Origin of the sequence: Marinobacter vinifirmus, from assembly GCF_002258215.1 — a bacterium.
GTDB lineage: Bacteria > Pseudomonadota > Gammaproteobacteria > Pseudomonadales > Oleiphilaceae > Marinobacter > Marinobacter vinifirmus.
On record NZ_NEFY01000015.1, the window covers coordinates 25,341 to 44,474 of the forward strand.

16 protein-coding genes and 1 tRNA gene are annotated in these 19,134 nt (G+C 57.1%); 14 read left to right on the forward strand and 3 right to left on the reverse strand.

Features of this window, described 5'->3' with window-relative positions; genetic code table 11:
• The first annotated feature begins 34 nt into the window (after positions 1-34).
• From B9Q17_RS14560 to rdgC, 5 genes are all read left to right on the forward strand, one after another.
• Positions 35-787, forward strand: a complete 753-nt coding sequence (locus B9Q17_RS14560; RefSeq protein WP_094625759.1) for a YciK family oxidoreductase — start codon at positions 35-37, stop codon at positions 785-787.
• On the forward strand, positions 787-1,020 hold the full coding sequence (locus B9Q17_RS14565) for a glutaredoxin family protein (RefSeq protein ID WP_022989631.1): 234 nt from the start codon (positions 787-789) through the stop codon (positions 1,018-1,020). The genes B9Q17_RS14560 and B9Q17_RS14565 overlap by 1 nt, the downstream gene beginning before the upstream one ends.
• Before the next feature lie 12 nt (positions 1,021-1,032).
• The gene (gene yaaA / locus B9Q17_RS14570; protein WP_094625760.1) at positions 1,033-1,803 is read left to right on the forward strand and encodes a peroxide stress protein YaaA; all 771 of its coding nucleotides are present in this window, start codon (positions 1,033-1,035) and stop codon (positions 1,801-1,803) included.
• A 51-nt stretch (positions 1,804-1,854) separates the two neighbouring features.
• A complete protein-coding gene (locus B9Q17_RS14575) occupies positions 1,855-2,055 on the forward strand; it encodes a DUF2788 domain-containing protein (RefSeq protein WP_058340681.1) in 201 nt (66 codons plus the stop codon).
• An 89-nt stretch (positions 2,056-2,144) separates the two neighbouring features.
• Positions 2,145-3,071, forward strand: a complete 927-nt coding sequence (gene rdgC, locus B9Q17_RS14580; protein ID WP_094625761.1) for a recombination-associated protein RdgC — start codon at positions 2,145-2,147, stop codon at positions 3,069-3,071.
• Between the two features lie 14 nt (positions 3,072-3,085).
• Here the strand turns inward: rdgC and B9Q17_RS14585 are convergent, their stop codons facing one another.
• Positions 3,086-5,833 carry a bifunctional acetate--CoA ligase family protein/GNAT family N-acetyltransferase gene (locus B9Q17_RS14585; protein ID WP_094625762.1) on the reverse strand — a complete coding sequence of 916 codons (2,748 nt, stop codon included), beginning with the start codon at positions 5,831-5,833 and terminating at the stop codon, positions 3,086-3,088.
• Positions 5,834-6,038: 205 nt separating this feature from the next.
• Between B9Q17_RS14585 and B9Q17_RS14590 the strand changes: the two genes are divergently transcribed.
• From B9Q17_RS14590 to rnt, 3 genes are all read left to right on the forward strand, one after another.
• Positions 6,039-6,965 carry a histone deacetylase family protein gene (locus B9Q17_RS14590; RefSeq protein ID WP_058340678.1) on the forward strand — a complete coding sequence of 309 codons (927 nt, stop codon included), beginning with the start codon at positions 6,039-6,041 and terminating at the stop codon, positions 6,963-6,965.
• Between the two features lie 82 nt (positions 6,966-7,047).
• Complete coding sequence (gene pyrC, locus B9Q17_RS14595) at positions 7,048-8,079, forward strand: dihydroorotase (protein ID WP_094625763.1); 1,032 nt, start codon at positions 7,048-7,050, stop codon at positions 8,077-8,079.
• A gap of 37 nt (positions 8,080-8,116) precedes the next feature.
• On the forward strand, positions 8,117-8,782 hold the full coding sequence (gene rnt / locus B9Q17_RS14600) for a ribonuclease T (protein WP_058340676.1): 666 nt from the start codon (positions 8,117-8,119) through the stop codon (positions 8,780-8,782).
• Between the two features lie 54 nt (positions 8,783-8,836).
• On the opposite strand, the gene B9Q17_RS14605 is transcribed toward rnt, so the two are convergent.
• The gene (locus tag B9Q17_RS14605) at positions 8,837-10,822 is read right to left on the reverse strand and encodes an SDR family oxidoreductase (protein WP_094625764.1); all 1,986 of its coding nucleotides are present in this window, start codon (positions 10,820-10,822) and stop codon (positions 8,837-8,839) included.
• A 376-nt stretch (positions 10,823-11,198) separates the two neighbouring features.
• Here B9Q17_RS14605 and B9Q17_RS14610 point away from each other — a divergent pair, with 376 nt between their 5' ends.
• The 4 genes from B9Q17_RS14610 (at position 11,199) to B9Q17_RS14625 (ending at position 15,925) form a co-directional block, all read left to right on the forward strand.
• Positions 11,199-11,498 carry a hypothetical protein gene (locus B9Q17_RS14610; RefSeq protein ID WP_058340674.1) on the forward strand — a complete coding sequence of 100 codons (300 nt, stop codon included), beginning with the start codon at positions 11,199-11,201 and terminating at the stop codon, positions 11,496-11,498.
• 49 nt (positions 11,499-11,547) lie between these two features.
• On the forward strand, positions 11,548-14,388 hold the full coding sequence (locus B9Q17_RS14615) for an insulinase family protein (protein ID WP_094625765.1): 2,841 nt from the start codon (positions 11,548-11,550) through the stop codon (positions 14,386-14,388).
• A 42-nt stretch (positions 14,389-14,430) separates the two neighbouring features.
• A tRNA-Arg gene (locus B9Q17_RS14620) sits at positions 14,431-14,507 on the forward strand.
• A 191-nt stretch (positions 14,508-14,698) separates the two neighbouring features.
• Positions 14,699-15,925, forward strand: a complete 1,227-nt coding sequence (locus B9Q17_RS14625) for a tyrosine-type recombinase/integrase (RefSeq protein ID WP_094625766.1) — start codon at positions 14,699-14,701, stop codon at positions 15,923-15,925.
• A 25-nt stretch (positions 15,926-15,950) separates the two neighbouring features.
• Here the strand turns inward: B9Q17_RS14625 and B9Q17_RS14630 are convergent, their stop codons facing one another.
• On the reverse strand, positions 15,951-16,748 hold the full coding sequence (locus tag B9Q17_RS14630) for a hypothetical protein (protein WP_154707645.1): 798 nt from the start codon (positions 16,746-16,748) through the stop codon (positions 15,951-15,953).
• Positions 16,749-16,829: 81 nt separating this feature from the next.
• On the opposite strand from B9Q17_RS14630, the gene B9Q17_RS14635 reads away from it, so the two are divergent.
• A complete protein-coding gene (locus B9Q17_RS14635) occupies positions 16,830-18,236 on the forward strand; it encodes a hypothetical protein (RefSeq protein WP_154707646.1) in 1,407 nt (468 codons plus the stop codon).
• A gap of 170 nt (positions 18,237-18,406) precedes the next feature.
• Positions 18,407-18,880: an AlpA family phage regulatory protein gene (locus B9Q17_RS18520; protein ID WP_208618792.1), complete on the forward strand. Its 474-nt coding sequence runs from the start codon at positions 18,407-18,409 to the stop codon at positions 18,878-18,880.
• Positions 18,881-19,134: the final 254 nt, after the last annotated feature.

Genomic DNA, 19,134 nt, shown 5'->3' on the forward strand with positions numbered 1-19,134 from the left:
CGGGCCGGAAAACGCCTGAACACGGAGACAGGTTATGCAAGATTACCAGGCACCCGCCGATCTTCTGAAAGACCGCATTGTCATGGTAACCGGAGCCGGCAGCGGCATTGGCCGCGCTGCCGCCAAAGCCTACGCCGCCCACGGCGCCACCGTGATTCTGGTGGGCCGCACCGTAGGCCGGCTGGAAGAGGTCTACGACGAAATCGAAGCCGCCAGCCATCCGCAACCGGCCATTGTGCCGATGAACTTCGAAGGCGCGGCGGTCAAGGACTACGAAGAACTGGCCATGACCATCGAGGAAAACTTCGGTCGGCTGGATGGCCTGCTGCATAACGCGGGCATTCTGGGCTCCCGCAGCCCGGTAGAACTGTACGACCCGGAAACCTGGAACAAGGTGATGCACGTTAACGCCACCGCCCCGTTCCTGCTCAGCCGGGCAATGATTCCGCTGCTACGCAAATCCGATGATGCGTCGATGATCTTCACCTCCTCCGGTGTCGGCCGCCAGGCGCGGGCCTACTGGGGTGCCTATGCGGTATCCAAGTTCGCCGTGGAAGGCCTGGCCCAGTTGCTGGCCGACGAGCTGGACGACGAGCGCAATAATATTCGGGTGAACAGCCTGAACCCGGGTGCGACCCGCACCGGCATGCGCCTGCTGGCGTACCCGGCGGAAGATCCGAAGAAAAACCCGGAACCGGAAGCTCTGATGCCGGTGTACCTGTACCTGATGGGCAAGGACAGCCGGGGTGTAAACGGCCAGCAAATCGACGCGCAGCCGAAAAAATAATGGAATTACTGTTTTACACCACCTCCAATTGCCACCTGTGTGAACTGGCAGAAGCCCTGCTGGTGAACACGCCCATGCCGGAGCCCATCCCGGTAGATGTGGTGGATATTGCCCAGTCTGAAGAGCTGGTGGAACGCTACGGCACCCGCATTCCGGTGCTGCGCCGCAGCGACACCGGTGCGGAACTTGGCTGGCCGTTTACCAGGGACCAGTTACTGACGTTTCTGCAATGAGGATCCGCTGACATGCTGATGATCATTTCCCCCGCCAAGACTCTGGATTACGAGAGCCCGCTGGCCACGGAAACCTATACCCAACCGGACTACCTGGATGATGCCTGCGAGCTGATCGACCAGCTCAAGGAACTGGAACCCCATCAGGTGAGCAACCTGATGAGCATCAGCGACAAGCTCGGCCAGCTCAACGCCGAGCGCTTCCGCAGCTGGCACACGCCGTTCACACCGGACAACGCCCGCCAGGCCATCCTGGCCTTCAAGGGCGACGTTTATACCGGGCTGGATGCTGAAAGCTTCAGCGAAGACGACTTCGCCTTTGCCCAGCAGCACCTGCGTATGCTGTCCGGCCTGTATGGACTGCTCAAGCCGCTGGACCTGATGCAGCCCTACCGGCTGGAAATGGGCACGAAGTTCGAGAACAAGCGTGGCAAAGACCTCTACGCCTTCTGGGGAAGCAAACTCACCAAGGCCCTGAACGAGCTGCTCGCAGCAGACGACAAGGTGCTGGTTAACCTGGCCTCCAACGAATACTTCAAGAGCGTTCAGAAGAAAGACATCGACGGCCGCCTGGTGACCCCCCAGTTCAAAGACTGGAAGAACGGCCAGTACAAGATGATCAGCTTCTACGCCAAGAAAGCCCGCGGGCTGATGTGCCGCTATGCCATCCAGAACCGGATTACCCAGGCCGATGACCTGAAAGGATTCAACCTGGAAGGCTACTACTTCAGTGAAGAGCAGTCCGATACCAACAACTGGGTGTTCCTGAGAGACGAGCAGTAACCGGCTTGTTCCAACCTGCAAAGATCAGTTTCAGTTGATATCGGAGTAACCATGAACGAAGCAGTATTTTCCCAGATCGCCATGCTGGTGTTTCTGACCGGCCTGATTGTCTGGATGGGCTTTATCGTTTGGGACCTGGCCAAGAAATCCCAGGCCGGCAAGTTTGGCACCATCGCCCTGTTTACCGTGCTGGGCGCAGGCGTTGTAGGCTTTCTTGTGAAGACCGTGCTGGTCGAGATCATGCACATCTGACCACTCGGCCGTCACTTTACGGCTACCGGCGGTAGCCGTATCATCCCCCTCCTTTTTGTACCAACAGCCTCTAGCAAGGATTTAGCCCCATGTGGTTCCGCAACGCCCGGATTTTCCGTTTTACCAAGCATTTTGATATCTCCGCCGAAGCACTGGAAGAGAAGCTTCAGGCCGATGCTTTCAAACCGTGCGGCCCACAGGAAACCACCCGTCAGGGCTGGGTTCCACCGCTGGGCAAGCACGGCGATCAACTGGTACACAGCGCCAACGGCTATCACCTGATTGCCCTGCGCAAGGAAGAAAAGATTCTGCCGGGCCCGGTGGTCAAGGAAGCCGTGGAAGAGCGGGCCGAAGCCATTGAAGTGGAACAGGGCCGCAAAGTTCGCAAGAAAGAGAAAGAAGAGATCAAAGAACAGGTCATGCTGGAAATGCTGCCCCAGGCCTTTTCCCGCAACCGCCGCTGCTTTGCCTACCTGGCACCCCAGGACGGTGTGCTGGTGGTGGATGCCGGCTCGGCCAAGCAAGCGGAAGACCTGGCGTCTACCCTGCGCAAAAGCCTGGGTTCCCTGCCGGTTCGCCCGCCGGCGGTGGAACAGGCCCCGGCCTTTACCTTCACCGGCTGGCTGAATGAAAGCATCGACCACCCGGCTACCATTGTGCTGGGCAGCGAGTGCGAGCTGAAAGACCCGTCAGAAGATGGCGGCGTGGTGCGCTGCAAGGGCCTGGACCTGAAAGCCGATGAAATCCGCAACCACCTGGAAACAGGCATGCAGGTAACCAAGCTGGCCCTGACCTGGGACGACAACGTATCGTTCGTGCTGGATGAAGAACTGGGCATCCGCCGGCTGAAATTCGGCGAAACCCTGCAAGACCAGCTGGATGATGTGGACGCAGACGACGCTATGGCCAAGTTTGACGCCGCCTTCACCATCATGACGCTGGAACTGTCCCGGCTGATTCCGGGACTGCTGGAAGCACTGGGCGGAGAAGACCGCTCCGCCATCGTCGAAGAATAATCAGACAGGGGGGGCTACAGGTGCCCCCCCTTCTTCAACCGTTCCTTCTGCCAGTCCTTCTCCGGCTCGTTCAGTACCAGCCGGAGATCCATCACTTCCTCTTCCGGATTGAACTTGATCTCGAAACCCAGATGCTCCGCCAGCTGCAGCATCGGGCGGTTGTCCGGCAATACGTTACCAATCATTTCCATGGTGCCCCGGGCCCGGCAGTATTCAATCATTTTCTGCATCAGCGCCACGCCCAAGCCCTCGCCTTTCATGCGATCGTCTACCATCACGGCAAACTCGCAGCGCAGGTTGTCGGCGTCTGTCCAGGTACGCACGGTGCCCAGGGTTTCCTCACCCTCACCATCCTGCTTCGGGGCGTTGGCGATAAAGACCATTTCCCGGTCGTAGTCGATCTGCACCATCTGGGCCACGTCTTCCCGGGAGAAGTTCTTGCGGTACTGGAAGAAACGGTAGCGGATGGACTCCGGTGACTGGTGTTCGTGGAACTGGCGGTGCGCCGGCTCGTCTTCGGCCAGTACCGGCCGGATAACCACCCGACGGCCGGATTTCGGCAGCACAATCCACTCTTCCAGCTCCTTCGGATAGGGCTGGATTACCGGCTTACCCGGCTTGCTGTCCAGGTTGATGGCAATGTTAACCGCCACCGCACCCTGCTCGTTGAACAGCAGCGGAGAAATTTCCAAACCACGGATCTCGGGAATGTCGATCACGATCTGGGACAGTTTCACCAACGTCTCGGACACCGCCCGGATATCCTCTTCCGGCTTCAGGCTGTGTTCCTTCAGCAACTTGTACATGTAAGTACGGCGCAGCAGCTCACGGGCCAGCACCATGTTCAGGGGCGGCAAGGCAATCTGCCGGTCGGTCATGATGTTTACCTGGGCACCGGCGGCGCCACACACCACCAATGGCCCGAACACATCATCCCGGGTAATGCCCACGCTGAATTCAATTCCGCCCACGTGCTGGTAGGAGTGCTGAACGGCAAAGCCCAGGAAGCCGCTGTCCGGGAAATGCTCCTGGTATTCCTCTTCCAGGAAACGACAGGCATCAATGATGGCCTGCTCGCTGTTGAGCTTCTTTAAGGTGCCCTTGTAGCGGCGCTGGGTGGGGCTGAGATCCAGGAACGGATGACACACCTGCTCGTGGATCACGGTTACGTCGATCGGGCGGCGCTCGATGGAGAACATCTCCAGCACTTCTTCCATATCGTCACAGTACATGGTGTCGATGGTGTGCACGCCGTAATCACGGATAACCCGGCGGGCTTCCCGGCTTGAAAGATGATTGCGGCCGTCACGCAGGGCCTTGGCAACCAGCCCGCGGGTATTGGCCCTGTCAGCAAAGTGGTCGGTGAAGGATTCCGGCGTTTCTGTCAGCAGCCGCTGTACCCGCTGGTGACGCACGTGCTGCATGAACGCCATCACGGCCTTTTCCGGGTTGAAGAACGAAGGAATACCGGCCCGGTAGAACTCCTCCCGGGAATCCATCACCGTGCTCTGGCCCAGCCAGCAGGTGAAAATGTTCAGGCGCGTGCCCTTGGAGGCCTGCACCACGGCATCGGCAATCTGCAGGCTGTCCTGCACCAGGGTTGGCGCGTACATCACCAGCACGTTGGCGACATTCGGATCCTTCGCCAGGATCTTGATAGCCTGGGCATACAGCTCCGGCGAGGCATCGTAGTTCAGGTCGATGGGGTTCTTGCGCGTCCAGTACGGCGGCAACAATTCCGCCAGGGCATCAATACTGCCCGGAGACAGTTCCGCCAGCTCCCCACCCAGGTCCGCCAGCCGGTCTACCGCCAGCACACCCGGCCCTACCCCGTTCCCCATAATCGCCAGGGATTCGCGGCGCAGGGGGCGCATGCGGGTCAGGGTTTCGAGGGCGTCGAACATCTGGCCCAGGCCATCCACCCGCAGCACACCGGCGCGCTGCAGCATGGCATCGTAGATCGGGTCTGTCCGGCGAATCCCCGCCGGCAGTTGGTGGGAGAACCACTCGGATTCCGGCACTCGGCCGGATTTAACGGCAATTACCGGCTTGGTTCGGGAGGCTACCCGTACCGCCGACATGAAGCGGCTGGGGTTCGGAATGCTTTCAATGTGCAGCAGGATGGCGCGGGTCTGGGTATCCTGGGCCAGGTAATCGATCAGGTCGTCATGGTCGATATCCATGCCGTCGCCGAGGGTCAGGAAGTAGGAAAACCCCACACCCCGGGCAAATGCCCAGTCCAGTACCGAGCTGGCAATGGTGCCGGATTGCCCCACAAAGGCCACCCGGCCGGGAATCGCACCCATGTGGGCGTAGGTGGCGTTCAGGTGCCGGGCCGGCACCATCAGCCCGATGGTGTTGGGGCCGAGTACCCGGATTCCGGTTTCACGGGCGGCATCCCGCACCGAGTACATCAGCGGCTGCCCCGTCTTACTGTGGGTACGGGACATACCGCCGGTCATCACAATAGCCGTGCGCACACCCCGCTCGCCCAGCTTGCGCACCATTTTCGGCACGGTGTTGGGCGGCGTACAGATGATGGCGAGATCCGGCGTGAAGTCCAGCTTCGACACCTTCTCGACACAGGGCACCCCGTGCACGTTCTCGTATTCACTCTGGTTGACCACCACCAGCCGGCCGGGAAAACCGCCACCCAGAAGGTTACGCAGAACCATACCACCCAGGTTATCTGCCCGTTCGGATGCACCGATCACGACGATAGACTCGGGGTTAAACAGGCTTTCCAGATAGCGGGTACTCAACGCGACTCTCCCAGAGTGATACAACGGGCTTCAGGTTAAAAATCCCAGTAATACAGGATGCTTATCAATGTATACCTTATCTTAGATGGGGATTTCCTGATGTAAATCCGTATCACGCCCATTAGACCAAAGAAATACAACATACTTCGGGTATCCCTGATAACATGGTTTTAATAAGAAGCAGATTCAGGCACAGACTACACGTATGACCACGGCATTCTTTTCCCACGATGACTGCATGAAGCACAACATGGGCCCGGAACACCCGGAAAGCCCTGAGCGCATATCAAGCATCCTGGCCTACCTTGCAGACACCCATCTGCAGGAGGATCTCGACTGGGTAAGACCAGAAGAAATCACCCGCGACCAGCTTCTGACCGTGCATCCCGAAACCTACCTGCAGCAACTGGACCTGATGCAGCCCACCCGTGGCCGCGTTTTTACAGATCCGGACACCGCCATGATGCCAGATACCCTGCACGCGGCGCGCCTGGCCGCAGGTGGCAACGTACAAGCGGTAGACATGGTGATGAGCAGCCAGGTAACCAACGCCTTCGTTTGTGCCCGCCCGCCCGGACACCACGCCGAGCGCACCAAGTCTATGGGTTTCTGCTTCTACAACAACATCGCACTGGCGGCCATGCGCGCCCTCACCTTCCACCACCTGGAGCGGGTCGCCATCATCGACTTCGATGTGCATCAGGGCAATGGCACGGTGGATATCGTCAGTGGCGACGAGCGCATTCTGATGTGCTCCAGCTTCCAGCATCCGTTCTACCCGCACTCCCATGTGCACCGGCAGGCAGACAACATCGTTAATGCCCCCATCGAGGCCAACTGCAGCTCCACCGAGTACCGCAAGATCGTGGAAGCCGCCTGGCTGAAGAAGCTGCAGGATTTCCGGCCCCAACTGGTGCTGATCTCTGCCGGCTTTGATGGCCACAAGAAAGACCCCATGGGCGAGCTGAACCTGGAAACCGAAGACTACCGATGGCTGACCGAAATGCTGGTCAGCGTTGCCCACGACCATGCCAACGACCGGATCATCTCCACCCTGGAAGGCGGGTATCACCTTAAAGCCCTGGCTGAAAGCGTAGCCGCCCACCTGGACGTGCTGAACGCGGTTTACTGACTTCCGCGTGGAACGGGCTGATCAATAGCCGGCACCTTCTGGTATAATCCGCAAAATTTTTGGCTGCCTTGCGGATACTTCCATGACCAGAGAACTGACCATCACCCGCCCGGACGACTGGCACCTGCATGTACGGGACGGTGCTGTACTGAACAACGTGGTGCCTGCCACTGCAGCCTGTTTCGGCCGCGCCATCATCATGCCCAACCTGGTGCCTCCGGTAACCGATGCTTCCATGGCCATGGCCTACCGTGAACGCATTCTGGCGGCAGCTGCTGATACCGGCTTCGATCCGCTGATGACCCTGTACCTGACCGAAAGCACCACCCCGGAAACCATCCGCGAAGCCAAGGCCGCCGGGGTTATCGCTGCCAAGCTCTATCCAGCGGGCGCCACCACCAATTCTGCCTCCGGTGTCACCGATATCCGCAACATCTACCCGGTACTGGAAGCCATGGCCGATTGCGGCATGTTGCTGCTGGTACACGGGGAAGTAACCGATGCCGACATCGATATCTTTGACCGTGAAAAAGTCTTCCTGGAACGGGTGCTGGCCCCTACCCTGCAGGCATTCCCCCAGCTGAAAGTGGTACTGGAACACATCACCACGGCAGATTCCGCCGAGTTTGTGCGCAGCCACACCAGTGGCAACCTGGCCGCCACCCTGACGCCACAGCACCTGATGTACAACCGCAACCACATGCTGGTGGGCGGCGTTCGGCCACACCTGTACTGCCTGCCCATTCTGAAGCGCAACAAGCACCAGCTGGCGCTGCGTGAAGCGGTTGCCAGTGGCGACCCGCGCTTCTTCCTGGGCACCGATTCCGCACCCCATGCCAGAGACAAGAAAGAAGCCGCCTGCGGCTGTGCCGGCTGTTATTCGGCTTATGGTGCCATCGGCCTGTATGCAGACGTATTCGAAGAGCTGGGCATTCTGGACAAGTTCGAAGCCTTTGCCAGCTTTAACGGCCCTGATTTCTACGGCCTGCCCAGAAACACCGACACCATCACCCTGGTGCGGGAACCCTGGACCATGCCAGAGCAACTGCCCCTGGCCGATGGCACCATCGTGCCCCTGAAAGCCGGTGAAACCGTAAACTGGCGCCTGGCGTAAAACCTTTTCCATTCATTACACGAACACCGGAGTTCGCGTGTCAGAAGAAAACAAACAGCCACACCCTTTGTCCCAACGCTTTCGCGGCTTTCTGCCGGTGGTTGTGGATGTTGAAACCGCAGGCTTCAATCCCGAGCGGGATGCCCTGCTGGAAATTGCCGCCGTACTGCTGACCATGGACGAAGACGGTTGGCTGCGCCGGGGCGAAACCCACGTGCAGCAAATCGATCCATTCGAAGGCGCCAACCTGGAACAGTCTGCCCTGGATTTCACCGGCATTGATCCGTGGAACCCGGAGCGGGAAGCGGTGCCGGAGCGCGAAGGCCTGAGCGAGATTTTTTCGCCTATCCGCAAGGCGGTAAAAGCCTTCGACTGCAAGCGCGCCGTGCTGGTGGGCCACAACGCCACCTTCGATCACAACTTTGTGTTTGCGGCAGCGCTGAGGGCGGATATCAAGCGCAACCCGTTCCACCCGTTCTCCACCTTCGATACCGCCACACTGGCAGGCCTTGCCTATGGCCATACCGTGCTGGCCCAGGCCTGCAAGCTGGCGGGAATTCCGTTCAGCAACAAGGAAGCCCACTCTGCGGCCTACGATGCCGAAAAAACCGCAGACCTGTTCTGTGGCATCGTCAATCGCTGGAAAGAGCTGGGCGGCTTTCCGCCTCCGCTGATCGAACCGGAAGAAACCCCGGCCAGCTGATCAGCCAAAACGAAAAAACCCGCCGAGGCGGGTTTTTTCATGGCGGGCATACTGTTACCAGTGCACGCCCCGCATGATGGCGGCAAAGGCCACCTGCTCGGTGGACACCTTCGGCTTCTCTCCGGAATTGCTGCCTGCTGCGGCGGGCGAATCCGGGAACATCCGGTAACCGGTGTTCATGATGATCTCGCCCATTTTCGGCGTCAGAGAATGCAGCACCGAAGCAAACACACCCAGGCGAGTAGCAATGCGCTTGGGCCGGTAAACGATGGCATCTGCCACCATCTGCGCGGCTTCGTCCGGCGTCAGCGTGGGGACTGAATCGTAGATCTTGGTCGGCGCAATCATCGGCGTTTTCACCAGCGGCATATTGATGGTGGTGAACGTAACGTTGCGGTCTGACCACTCGGCCGCGGCGCAACGGCTGAAGGCATCCAGCGCAGACTTCGACGCCACGTAGGCGGAGAAGCGGGGCGCATTGGTCAGCACACCGATGGAAGAGATATTCACCATGTGCCCGCGACGGCGCTCCAGCATGCCCGGCGCAAAGCCCATGATCAGGCGCACAGATCCGAAATAGTTCAGCTGCATGGTACGCTCGAAATCGTGGAAGCGGTCAAACGACAACGCCAGTGAGCGACGGATAGAACGACCGGCGTTGTTCACCAGCACGTCCACCTGGCCGTGGTTATCCAGCACGGTTTTCACAAAGCGGTCGCAGTCTTCCATGTCGGAGAAGTCGCACTGGTAGGCGTGCACGTTTCCACCCTTGGCCTCCAGCTGGCCGGCCACTTCATCCAGGGTTTCCTTGGTGCGGGCACCAATCACCAGAATAGCGCCGGCCTCGGCCAGCTTCTCTGCGGTCGCCAGGCCAATACCGGAGGTTGCGCCTGTCACCACGCACACCTTGCCTTCCACCGTACCTTTCAGGGTGCGATCCTTGAACAGGTCCGGGTCCAGGTGGCGCTCCCAGTAGTCCCAGATAACCGGGGCGTAGTCCGGCAGGCGCGGCACTTCAATTCCGGAGCCCTTCAGCACGCGCTCCAGTTCCCGGGTATCAAAACGGGTCGGGTAGTTGATGAACGACATCACCGATGCCGGAATGCCCAGATCCTCCAGCACCGCACCGGTAATACGCTTCACCGGAGGCAGGTTCTTGATGCTCTGGCGGATAAACGGCGGAATAAAGCCGAACATCCGGGAGTCGATGCGCATGCCCATACGCGGAGCATGGCCGGCTTCGCAGAAGATATTGAGAATCTCGCCCACTTTGTACGGATCAGAATCGACCAGGTGGAAACAATTGCCGTCTTCACCGTCCAGGTGGGCAATGTGATCGAGGGCATTCGCCACAAAGTCCACCGGAACAATATTCAGGCGGCCGCCTTCGATGCCGACCGTCGGGAGCCATTGCGGCAGCGCGTGGCGGATCTTCTGAATCATTTTGAAGAAGTAGTATGGCCCGTCGATCTTGTCCATTTCGCCGGTTTTGGAATGGCCGACCACCATGCCGGGGCGGTAGATACGGAACGGCACCTTGCACTCTTCACGCACCACTTTCTCGGATTCGTGCTTGGTGCGCAGGTACGGATGATCCAGCTTTTCCGCTTCTTCAAACATATCTTCGCGGAAAATACCCTTGAACAGGCCGGCAGCGGCAATCGACGAAGCGTGGTGGAAATGCTTTGCGCCCATGGCTTCGGCAGCCTGAACAGCAGCCCGGGTGCCTTCAATATTGGTTGCTGCCTGGGCCTCTTCATCGGCGCTCATGTCGTACACAGCGGCCAGGTGGAAGAAGTGATCAACATTCCCCTTCAGGGCTTTCATGGCCTTGGCATCAATGCCGAGATTCTTGCTGGTGAGGTCGCCGATAACCGCCTTTACCCGGCTGTCATCCACACCCCAGCGCTCGCGCAGCTCTGCCAGCTTGTCCTGCGACTGCTCGCGCACCAGAACGTGTACGGTACCGCCCCGGGCCAGCAGTTTTTCTACCAGAAAACGACCGATAAAACCGGTGCCGCCTGTCAGGAAATAATTCATAAATACTCCATCCTGCCTGTTGCTCTGTTATTGTCTGTTCACCAACGAACCATAAGACCAAAGTCTTAGCCTTGTTCCATTCGCGGGCATTCTACTTATTTGCAACCTTCATGTATCGAACTTTTTTAGAGCTTTTACTCTGTAACCCTTTGTTTTTAATAGAGCTATTACTCTAAAAACCGGCAGCCCCGCTCGGGGAATGTCCGGAATACCGACACACCAGCTTTTCAGACTAGCACAGGATTTGGTCGCTGGCGTCGCAACAGCCGGGTTACCAACGGGCAATGCAAGCAGCCGGCAGCAATGCGATAATCAGGAACTTCCAGCGCATCGGCGCATCCAATCACATCAATCTACCAAGGTTTAGCCAAACAGCATGCAGAACGACAGCCCCAACACCGAACGCTACATCGCCATTGCCCGTGCCTGCCTCAAGGCCATCAACGATACCGCCGCCAACAGTGGCAGCCGGGAAGAGAAAATCGATGCCGTATACCAGGCCATCGACAAGGCGTTCCAGGCCGAGTTTGCAGAGTACCGCCAAGCCACCGCGATTATGGCCACCGTACTCGAACGGATTGCCACCGGTGACCTGGATGCTGAAAAAGCTGCCAGCCTGGCCCGGAAAACCCTGGCCCAGCAGCCGGCGAACACCAAAACTGGTCAGATGCACTGACCCCGGATTTCCCGCTGCACTTTCGTCCATAGCACAGTAAAGAGGCCCCATGACTGCCGAACGTTCTCTGTTCCATAGACTGTTCCGTTTCCAGATCCTGGCCCTGTTTTTTCTGGGTTACCTGCTGCTCAGCCCCCTGGCGCTGGCCAGCGTATCGCCCGTTAAAAGCCCCAACGATCCGAACGAATACCGCTACCTGGAACTGGACAACGGCCTGAGAGTGGTACTGGCCTCAGACCCCGCCGCCGATAAAGCGGCCGCCTCCATGAATGTCGCAGTGGGCAGCGGCAACGATCCGAAAGACCGTGAGGGTCTCGCCCATTTTCTGGAGCACATGCTGTTTCTGGGTACCGAAAAATATCCGGACCCGGGCGAATACCAGCAGTTCATCCGCAGCCACGGCGGCAGCCACAACGCCTTCACCGCCTTTGCAGACACCAACTACTTCTTCGACGTGGAAGGAGAATTCCTGGAACCGGCACTGGACCGCTTTGCCCAGCAGTTCTCCCACCCGCTGTTTACCGCGGAGCTGGTGGACCGGGAACGCAACGCGGTGCACTCCGAATACAGCGCCAAGCTGAAAGAAGACGGCCGGCGCCTGCTGTCAGTACGCAAGGCCGCCGGCAACCCGGACCATGCCTTCAGCCAGTTCGCCGTAGGCAACCTGAGCACCCTGGAAAACACCGACGACAACCCCCTGCGGCCAGACCTGATCGAGTTCTGGGAGCAAAACTACTCTGCCAACATCATGACCCTGGCGGTGTATGGTCCCCAGCCGCTGGACGAGCTGGAAACCATGGTTCGCGAGCGTTTTTCCGCCATCGCAAATCGCAGCCTGACAGCCAGGACCCACCCGGAACCGCTTTATGACCTGGCGCAGCTGCCGGAAAAAGTCACCGCCCAGACCCTCAAAGACAGCCGCAACATGACCCTGTCTTTCCCGATTCCGTCGCAACGGGATAACTACCAGACCAAGCCCGCTTCCTACGTGGCCAACCTGCTCGGCCATGAAGGCCACGGCAGCCTGTTTGATGTGCTCAAGCGAGCCGGGCTGGTGGAAAGCCTGTCTGCCGGATTAGGCATGGACACCGGCGAACACGCCACCCTGGACCTCAGCATGTCACTGACCCGGGAAGGCCTGGCCCGGCAGGATGACATCCTGGCCCTGAGCTTTCGCTATATCGACAAGGTTCGCGACAAGGGCGTTACTGAAAACCGCTTTGATGAAATGAAACAGCTGGCAGTGATCGACTTCCGTTTCCGGGAACGCAGTGAACCCATGAGGGAAGCCATGCGCCTGTCCAGCTTGCTGCGGGATTACCCGCCCCGGGATATTCTGAGCGCACCCTGGCTGATGGAACGCTACGCGCCTGAACAGTACCAGGCCATCCTGGATCGCCTGACGCCGGACAACCTGATGGTATGGGTATCTGCCCCGGCCCAGCCGGAAGGCACGCCCCTGTTCACCAACTGGTATGAAACCCCGTGGCAGCGTGAGCCGCTCACCGTACCCGAAACCACCGATAACCAACTGGCGGCACAGCTGGCCTTGCCCGCCGCCAACCCCTTTGTACCGGAGAACCTCGACCTGGTAGCCGGCAACACCATGGAACATCCGGTAAAACTGGGCGAGCTGGACGGGCTGGATATCTGGTACGCCCGGGACACCCGGTTCAATACCCCGAAGGCCAACGTATTTATCAGCCTGCGCACACCCGCTGCCCGGGCCTCCGCCCGCAGTGAGGTGCTAAGCCAGCTTCTGGTGGATGCCATCAACACCAACCTCAACGCCTGGGCCTACTACGCCAGCCTGGCAGGGCTGGATTACAGCGTGTACCCGCACCTGCGGGGCATCACCATCCGCGTGGGCGGATATAACGACAAACTGCACAAGCTGGTGAACCGGATCCTGCTGGAGTTTTCCGACCCGCAGTTCACCACCCAGCGATTCAACATCGCTCGCCAGCAGCTGATGGATGGCCTGGAAAACAAGGCCAAGGACCGCCCTGTGCAGCAAACCTCTGAATTCATCCAGACCGCGCTGATTGATGGCACCTATCCGGTGGCAGACAAACTGGCAGCTGCCAGGGAAGTCACGCTGGATGAACTCAAAGCCTTCGGCCGGGAACTGGTGCGCCAGACGGACCCGGTGATGCTGGCCCACGGCAATCTGACCGAAGCCTCGGCCCTGAACCTGGCGCGGCAGGTAAAAGCCATGGTACTGGACGGCCGGGAACGCACAACGGTGGAGCGCTCCAACATCCGCCAGCTACCGGAAGGCCAGACCCGGGCTGTGCTGGATGTTGCCCACCAGGACACCGGCTACACCCTGTACCTGCAGGGCAACGATACCTCTTATGAAGAGCGGGCCCGCTTCCGCCTGCTGGCACAGATTGTCAGCAGCCCCTTCTATGAAGAGATCCGCACCACCCGCCAGCTCGGCTACATCGTGTACGCCACCGCCTTTGAAATGCTGGAAACACCGGCCCTTGGCCTGGTGGTGCAATCACCGGAAGCGGATGCACAAGCCATTGACCAGGCGGTACAGGTGTTTTCAGCAGAATTTGAAGGCCAACTGACTGAACTGGACGACAACCGCCTGAACCGGGAAAAGCAGGCGGTAATCAGCCAGTTGCTGCAGCAGGATCGCCAGCTGGCTGAAGTCTCTGGCCGCTACTGGCGCGAAATCGACCGTAATAACGAAGACTTCGACAGCCGGGAGCAACTGGCGGAAGCCATTCGGAAGGTAACTCTGGAAGACCTGCAGCAAACCTACCGCAAGACCCTGCTTGATCGGGAGCGCGCACTGATGGTCGTTACCGGCAAAGACGGCGAGAACCAGAGGCAGATCCTGGAACAACTGCGTAAGCGGGGGCCTGTGGCCCCTTGAGCCACAAGCCCTTGCCCGCTATCATACCGCCTCTTCTGAAATGCCCCCGTAGCTCATCTGGATAGAGCGATCCCCTCCTAAGGGATAGGTAGCAGGTTCGAGTCCTGCCGGGGGCACCAGCCACCCTTCCGCATCGATCCACAAAAACCCCAATCGACTGTTTTAAAAGCCATTTATTTAAAATCGGCGTCCTTATCGATCCACAACATTCCGCCCTAATCTACATATTCTGGGGGTACATCTGGGGTGCAAACTGAAGTACTCCCCGTTATAGTAGATTTTGTACCCCCAAAAGAGCTCAAGATCTGTCATGTCCAGGCCTATAAACCTCCTGACCGACAAAAAAATCCAATCCGCCAAGTTCGAGAAATTCGGCAAGAGAACCAAGCTTACCGATGGCGCCGGACTTTATCTGGACATACAGCCGTCCGGGAAGTACTGGAGGATGAAGTACCGATTTGGCGGCAAGGAAAAAACACTAGCACTCGGCGTTTACCCCGATGTCTCGCTGAAACTGGCGCGGGAGCGTCGAACGGTGGCTCGGGAGCAGATTGCCGACGGCATTGACCCAAATGAAGTCAGAAAAGAGCAGAAGGCGGTCCTGAAAGAGCAGGCGGACACCTTCAAGGCTGTCGCAGAAGACTGGCTCAAACTGAAGAAAGGAGAACTTGCTGACAGTACCCTGGAGGTTGCGAAGAGAAGGCTCGAAACATGGGCTTTCCCTAAACTGGGCCATTTACCGATCAGGGAAATCAAAGCCTCCACTGTCATGGAGACGTTGAGACCCATTGAAGACCAAGGTAAGCACGAGACCGCGCACCGAATCCGGCAACGCATTGGCGAGATCTTTCGCTTTGCAGTAGCAGCAGATCGTGCCGAGATTGACCCCACAGCAACGCTGAGAGGTCAACTCAAAACCATCCCCACCAGACACCGTTCTGCCATCACTAATCCCGAGGAACTGGGCAAGCTACTGAAAGCCATCGATGCCTATGGAGGACATGCAACAACCAGAGCGGCCTTGAAGCTCGCACCTATGCTATTTCTTCGACCGGGCGAACTACGGAACGCGGAATGGATCGAGATCAATATAGACAATGCCACCTGGATCGTTCCTGGCCAACGCATGAAAGGCACTCAGAAGGCCAAGAGAACAGGACAAGTGCCTGACCATATCGTGCCCCTGTCAACGCAGGCAGCAGCCATTCTGAAGGAACTCAAATCCCTCACGGGTCACCAAAGTCTCGTGTTCGAATCCGTTAAACGGGGCCGGCCGCTGTCCGAGAACACTATCAACGTGGCACTCAAGTCGATGGGTTACGATGGTTCCACCATGGTCGGTCATGGGTTTCGAGCGACCGCATCGACACTCTTGCATGAACTTGGCTGGCCACCAGAGATAATTGAGCTCCAGCTGGCTCATAAGCAACGAAACCAGGTAGCAGCAGCCTACAACCGCTCTGCGCGCCTTGAAGATCGGAAGACTATGATGCAGGAATGGGCCGATTACCTAGACCGAACCAGGAAGTCCGAATAATTACCTGCGCCTCCTAAGCCTCAACTCAAATATGGCGAGCACTCTCGCCAAATTGACCGAGAAGCTCATTCCACGCATCGGCTAGAGGCTTCACGCTAGCTGATGAGCCCGACGAAGATGAAAATGCAATCAAGCTTTCTATTCCGTCGCCTTGATCAATATTAATCTGGACATCGAGATCATCCACATCACATTCAATGATTGCGCTTAGCAACTTCTCGAAGGCAGCTAGCCGAGCCAGCCTCCTATCGAAGCTCTCCTCCCGTCGGGATAGTTCAATGCCGGCAGCCTTCAGCTCGCCTTCCCTTTCCCTCAATTTCTTGGAACCCTCTTTTATCTTTTGACGCTGCCGTTTCAGGGCAACGCTCTCTCCCTTTCTGACTGCATCCTCATCGGTTATAAGCTCCTCAACCACGGTTGATTCACGCTGTCTGGTTGCTCGAGACATTGCCGCCAACTTGACACAGATGGACTCCCTCAAATCCAGGCGCTTGATTAGCCTTCCCTCCTTATTTCGGACCCTGCTTGCCCGCTGCTGCCTAACCGACTCTAGGAGTAATCGGTAACGTAGTTTGCCAGCGTCTGACCCTTGCAACCCCAGGACCATTTCTACCAGCTGCTGCCTTCGCGGCATTCCTGCTGCGGACCTTCTGCGGTTATCAGTTGGAAGGGGCACATTGTTTTTCTGCAGGTGCTCAATCGCAAAATCCACGAGCCCTTCCTTTTGAAGACGATCAGCCCACTTCTCAACCTTTGACCTCAACTGGCACTCCATCTCATCTGAAAATAAAACCCACTTACTTTTCTGTCGCTCAACTATCAAACTATCACATGCCAAACGTTGTGCAAACGTTATGTTTCACGAGTACTATATATGGTACCTACTATATATATTGAGTTCAGCATGCTTCTACGCTTTTCATTGCTTCCTTGCTCACCTTTTGCAAAATTTTTCCTGCTTAAATTCGTCACACGCTATGGCAATACGACGCCCTGGTTGAATCAGGTGACGGAGATTATTAATGCGATTGAACTGCCGAAGTCACGATTCTACGAAGTCGTCAAAGAGCTACGTTCATTGGGCGCTCTAGAAGTCCAAGAGACCAAACCGAATGAGCTCCATGAGGTCCGTTACGAAGTCAGTATTCACGAACCGGAAATATGCTCATTTGCCCTAAACGAACAACCGCATTTACACCAACACAAAGTCGACGAGTTACTGAATTTGAAGTCACGGTCAATCCGCAGGCGGCGGCATCAGTTAACGATACCGCAGCGAGTTCTGATGATTGCCTTGCTTGAAGAGGCTGATGCAGGAGGAATAATCAGAAATATCGGTTTTTCTGACCTTGCTCAACGGACTGGATTGGCGATACGACAGGTCAAGAATCAGATGGCGAAGCTCCGAGAATTTCACTACGTTCGAGTTTCACTCCCAGGCGGGAACACAACGGGCCTGACAGGGCGATATAACAGTGTTCACGCATTAAATTTGAGGCACCCTGATTTCGACCAGCAATCTTCATCCGGAGGAATTGTGATTTTCAGGCAGTCGGTCCCGTCCATCCCAGATGAGTACCTCAACTATTTTCACCTCCAATACAGAGAATTACGCAAGGGCCTTTTACAGCAAAGGCGTACCTCGCATGTAAAAATCGACCAACGTGACGAACTTCTTAATCTCGCGAGCCGAGCAGGAAATTTGCAGGCATCTTCTACCTGGATTTTCCTGAACTGGCTGTGCCACGACCTTGCCTCAAGAGCGCTATCTGAACTCTGGAAAGAGTTATCAGAACTGACCGTCGGGCAGCTAAACAAAATCATTGGCGACAAAATTCGTGGAGAGTGGCTATCCGCCTATCGCGCAATCATAGAAGTAGATGACGACAATAACTCCAGACAAAAAAAAGCAGTTCGTAGCAAACAGCCCGAGCTAGCGATACTTCCGTTGATTGAAATGAGTATGAGCACTGCCGTACGCGATATTGCCCGTGGGGTAAAGAACGCTCTCACGGATTCGGAAGCCCTACCCAATCACGCCGAGAACTACCATTTCCAAATTCTGCCCATCCCACACAAAAGCGAAAGGGGGCTCTTCGCGGTCGAAATAACGGCAGGCAGTGAAACCCGATTGAATCAAAAAAATGAATTTGTACTGGCCCTTGGGTTTGACCCAAAGCGGGGAAAGATAACTGTTGACAGCATTTCAGATGTCTATGCGCTCAAGCACAACAATCTGGCAATGACAGGGCTAGCCACCCCTCCATTGGCGTGCCCGATACTTGCCAGTCTACCTAAAACGAAGAAGTGAATCCGCCACCGAGCAGCCTATCGCAGACTTCACAGGCGAGATCAGAGTGCGGGGACAGATATTGCTCCCAATGAGCTAAAACCCAACTGGTCCGGATTCCATTTTGGCAAATCTGATCATTTCTTACACCGCCTCCCAATCTTCTGAACCAATAGGTCAGGAGATCAAACATGCAGATTTTACGGCTTAGAGACGTCATTCACACAACAGGCCTCGGCCGCTCATCAATATATAAGTTTTCAGGCCAGGGCCTGTTTCCCCGCCCCATAACTCTTGGTGGCATGTCAATTGGCTGGAAAGCAGATCGAATAGACCGATGGATTGTTGAACGCATTCGCGAGCGTGATTCCGTCGCCGGAAACGCAGAACACACTACGCCATGGGACGTCACTATTGGAAAAGAAGGCGAAGGCCAAACGCGCCTTCGAGTCCTTCGCATCAAGCAAGTTATGTCGCTAACAGGCCTGGCTCGGGCGACCGTGTACAAATACATTCACATAAGAAATTTTCCGCTTCCGGTACCACTGGCAGGTGCCTCGGTGGGCTGGCTACTGGCCGAAATCGAGTATTGGCTGGCTTCCTGTGCCGAGGACAGCAGCGACGAGCCCCTCAATGAATCTGAAGCGTTTTCCGAAGCTGCCTGACCCCCACCTCAATATACCGTTCTCAACCACGACTCTGGCTAGCCCCGCTACCGACACTAATTCTTTTAGCAACCAATCAACCTACCCCCCAGTGTTGCCCCCTATTCAGTAATCAGCGTTCCCGAATGTCTTAGCAAAGTTACCCACCCCCTTTTGGGTTTGTATGTTATTGGATATCAGCAGTAGACCTTATTAGCGACTGGAGTAGCAAAGAGGACATGGGCTCACATAGTGAAAGCCTATTGCGGTACTGA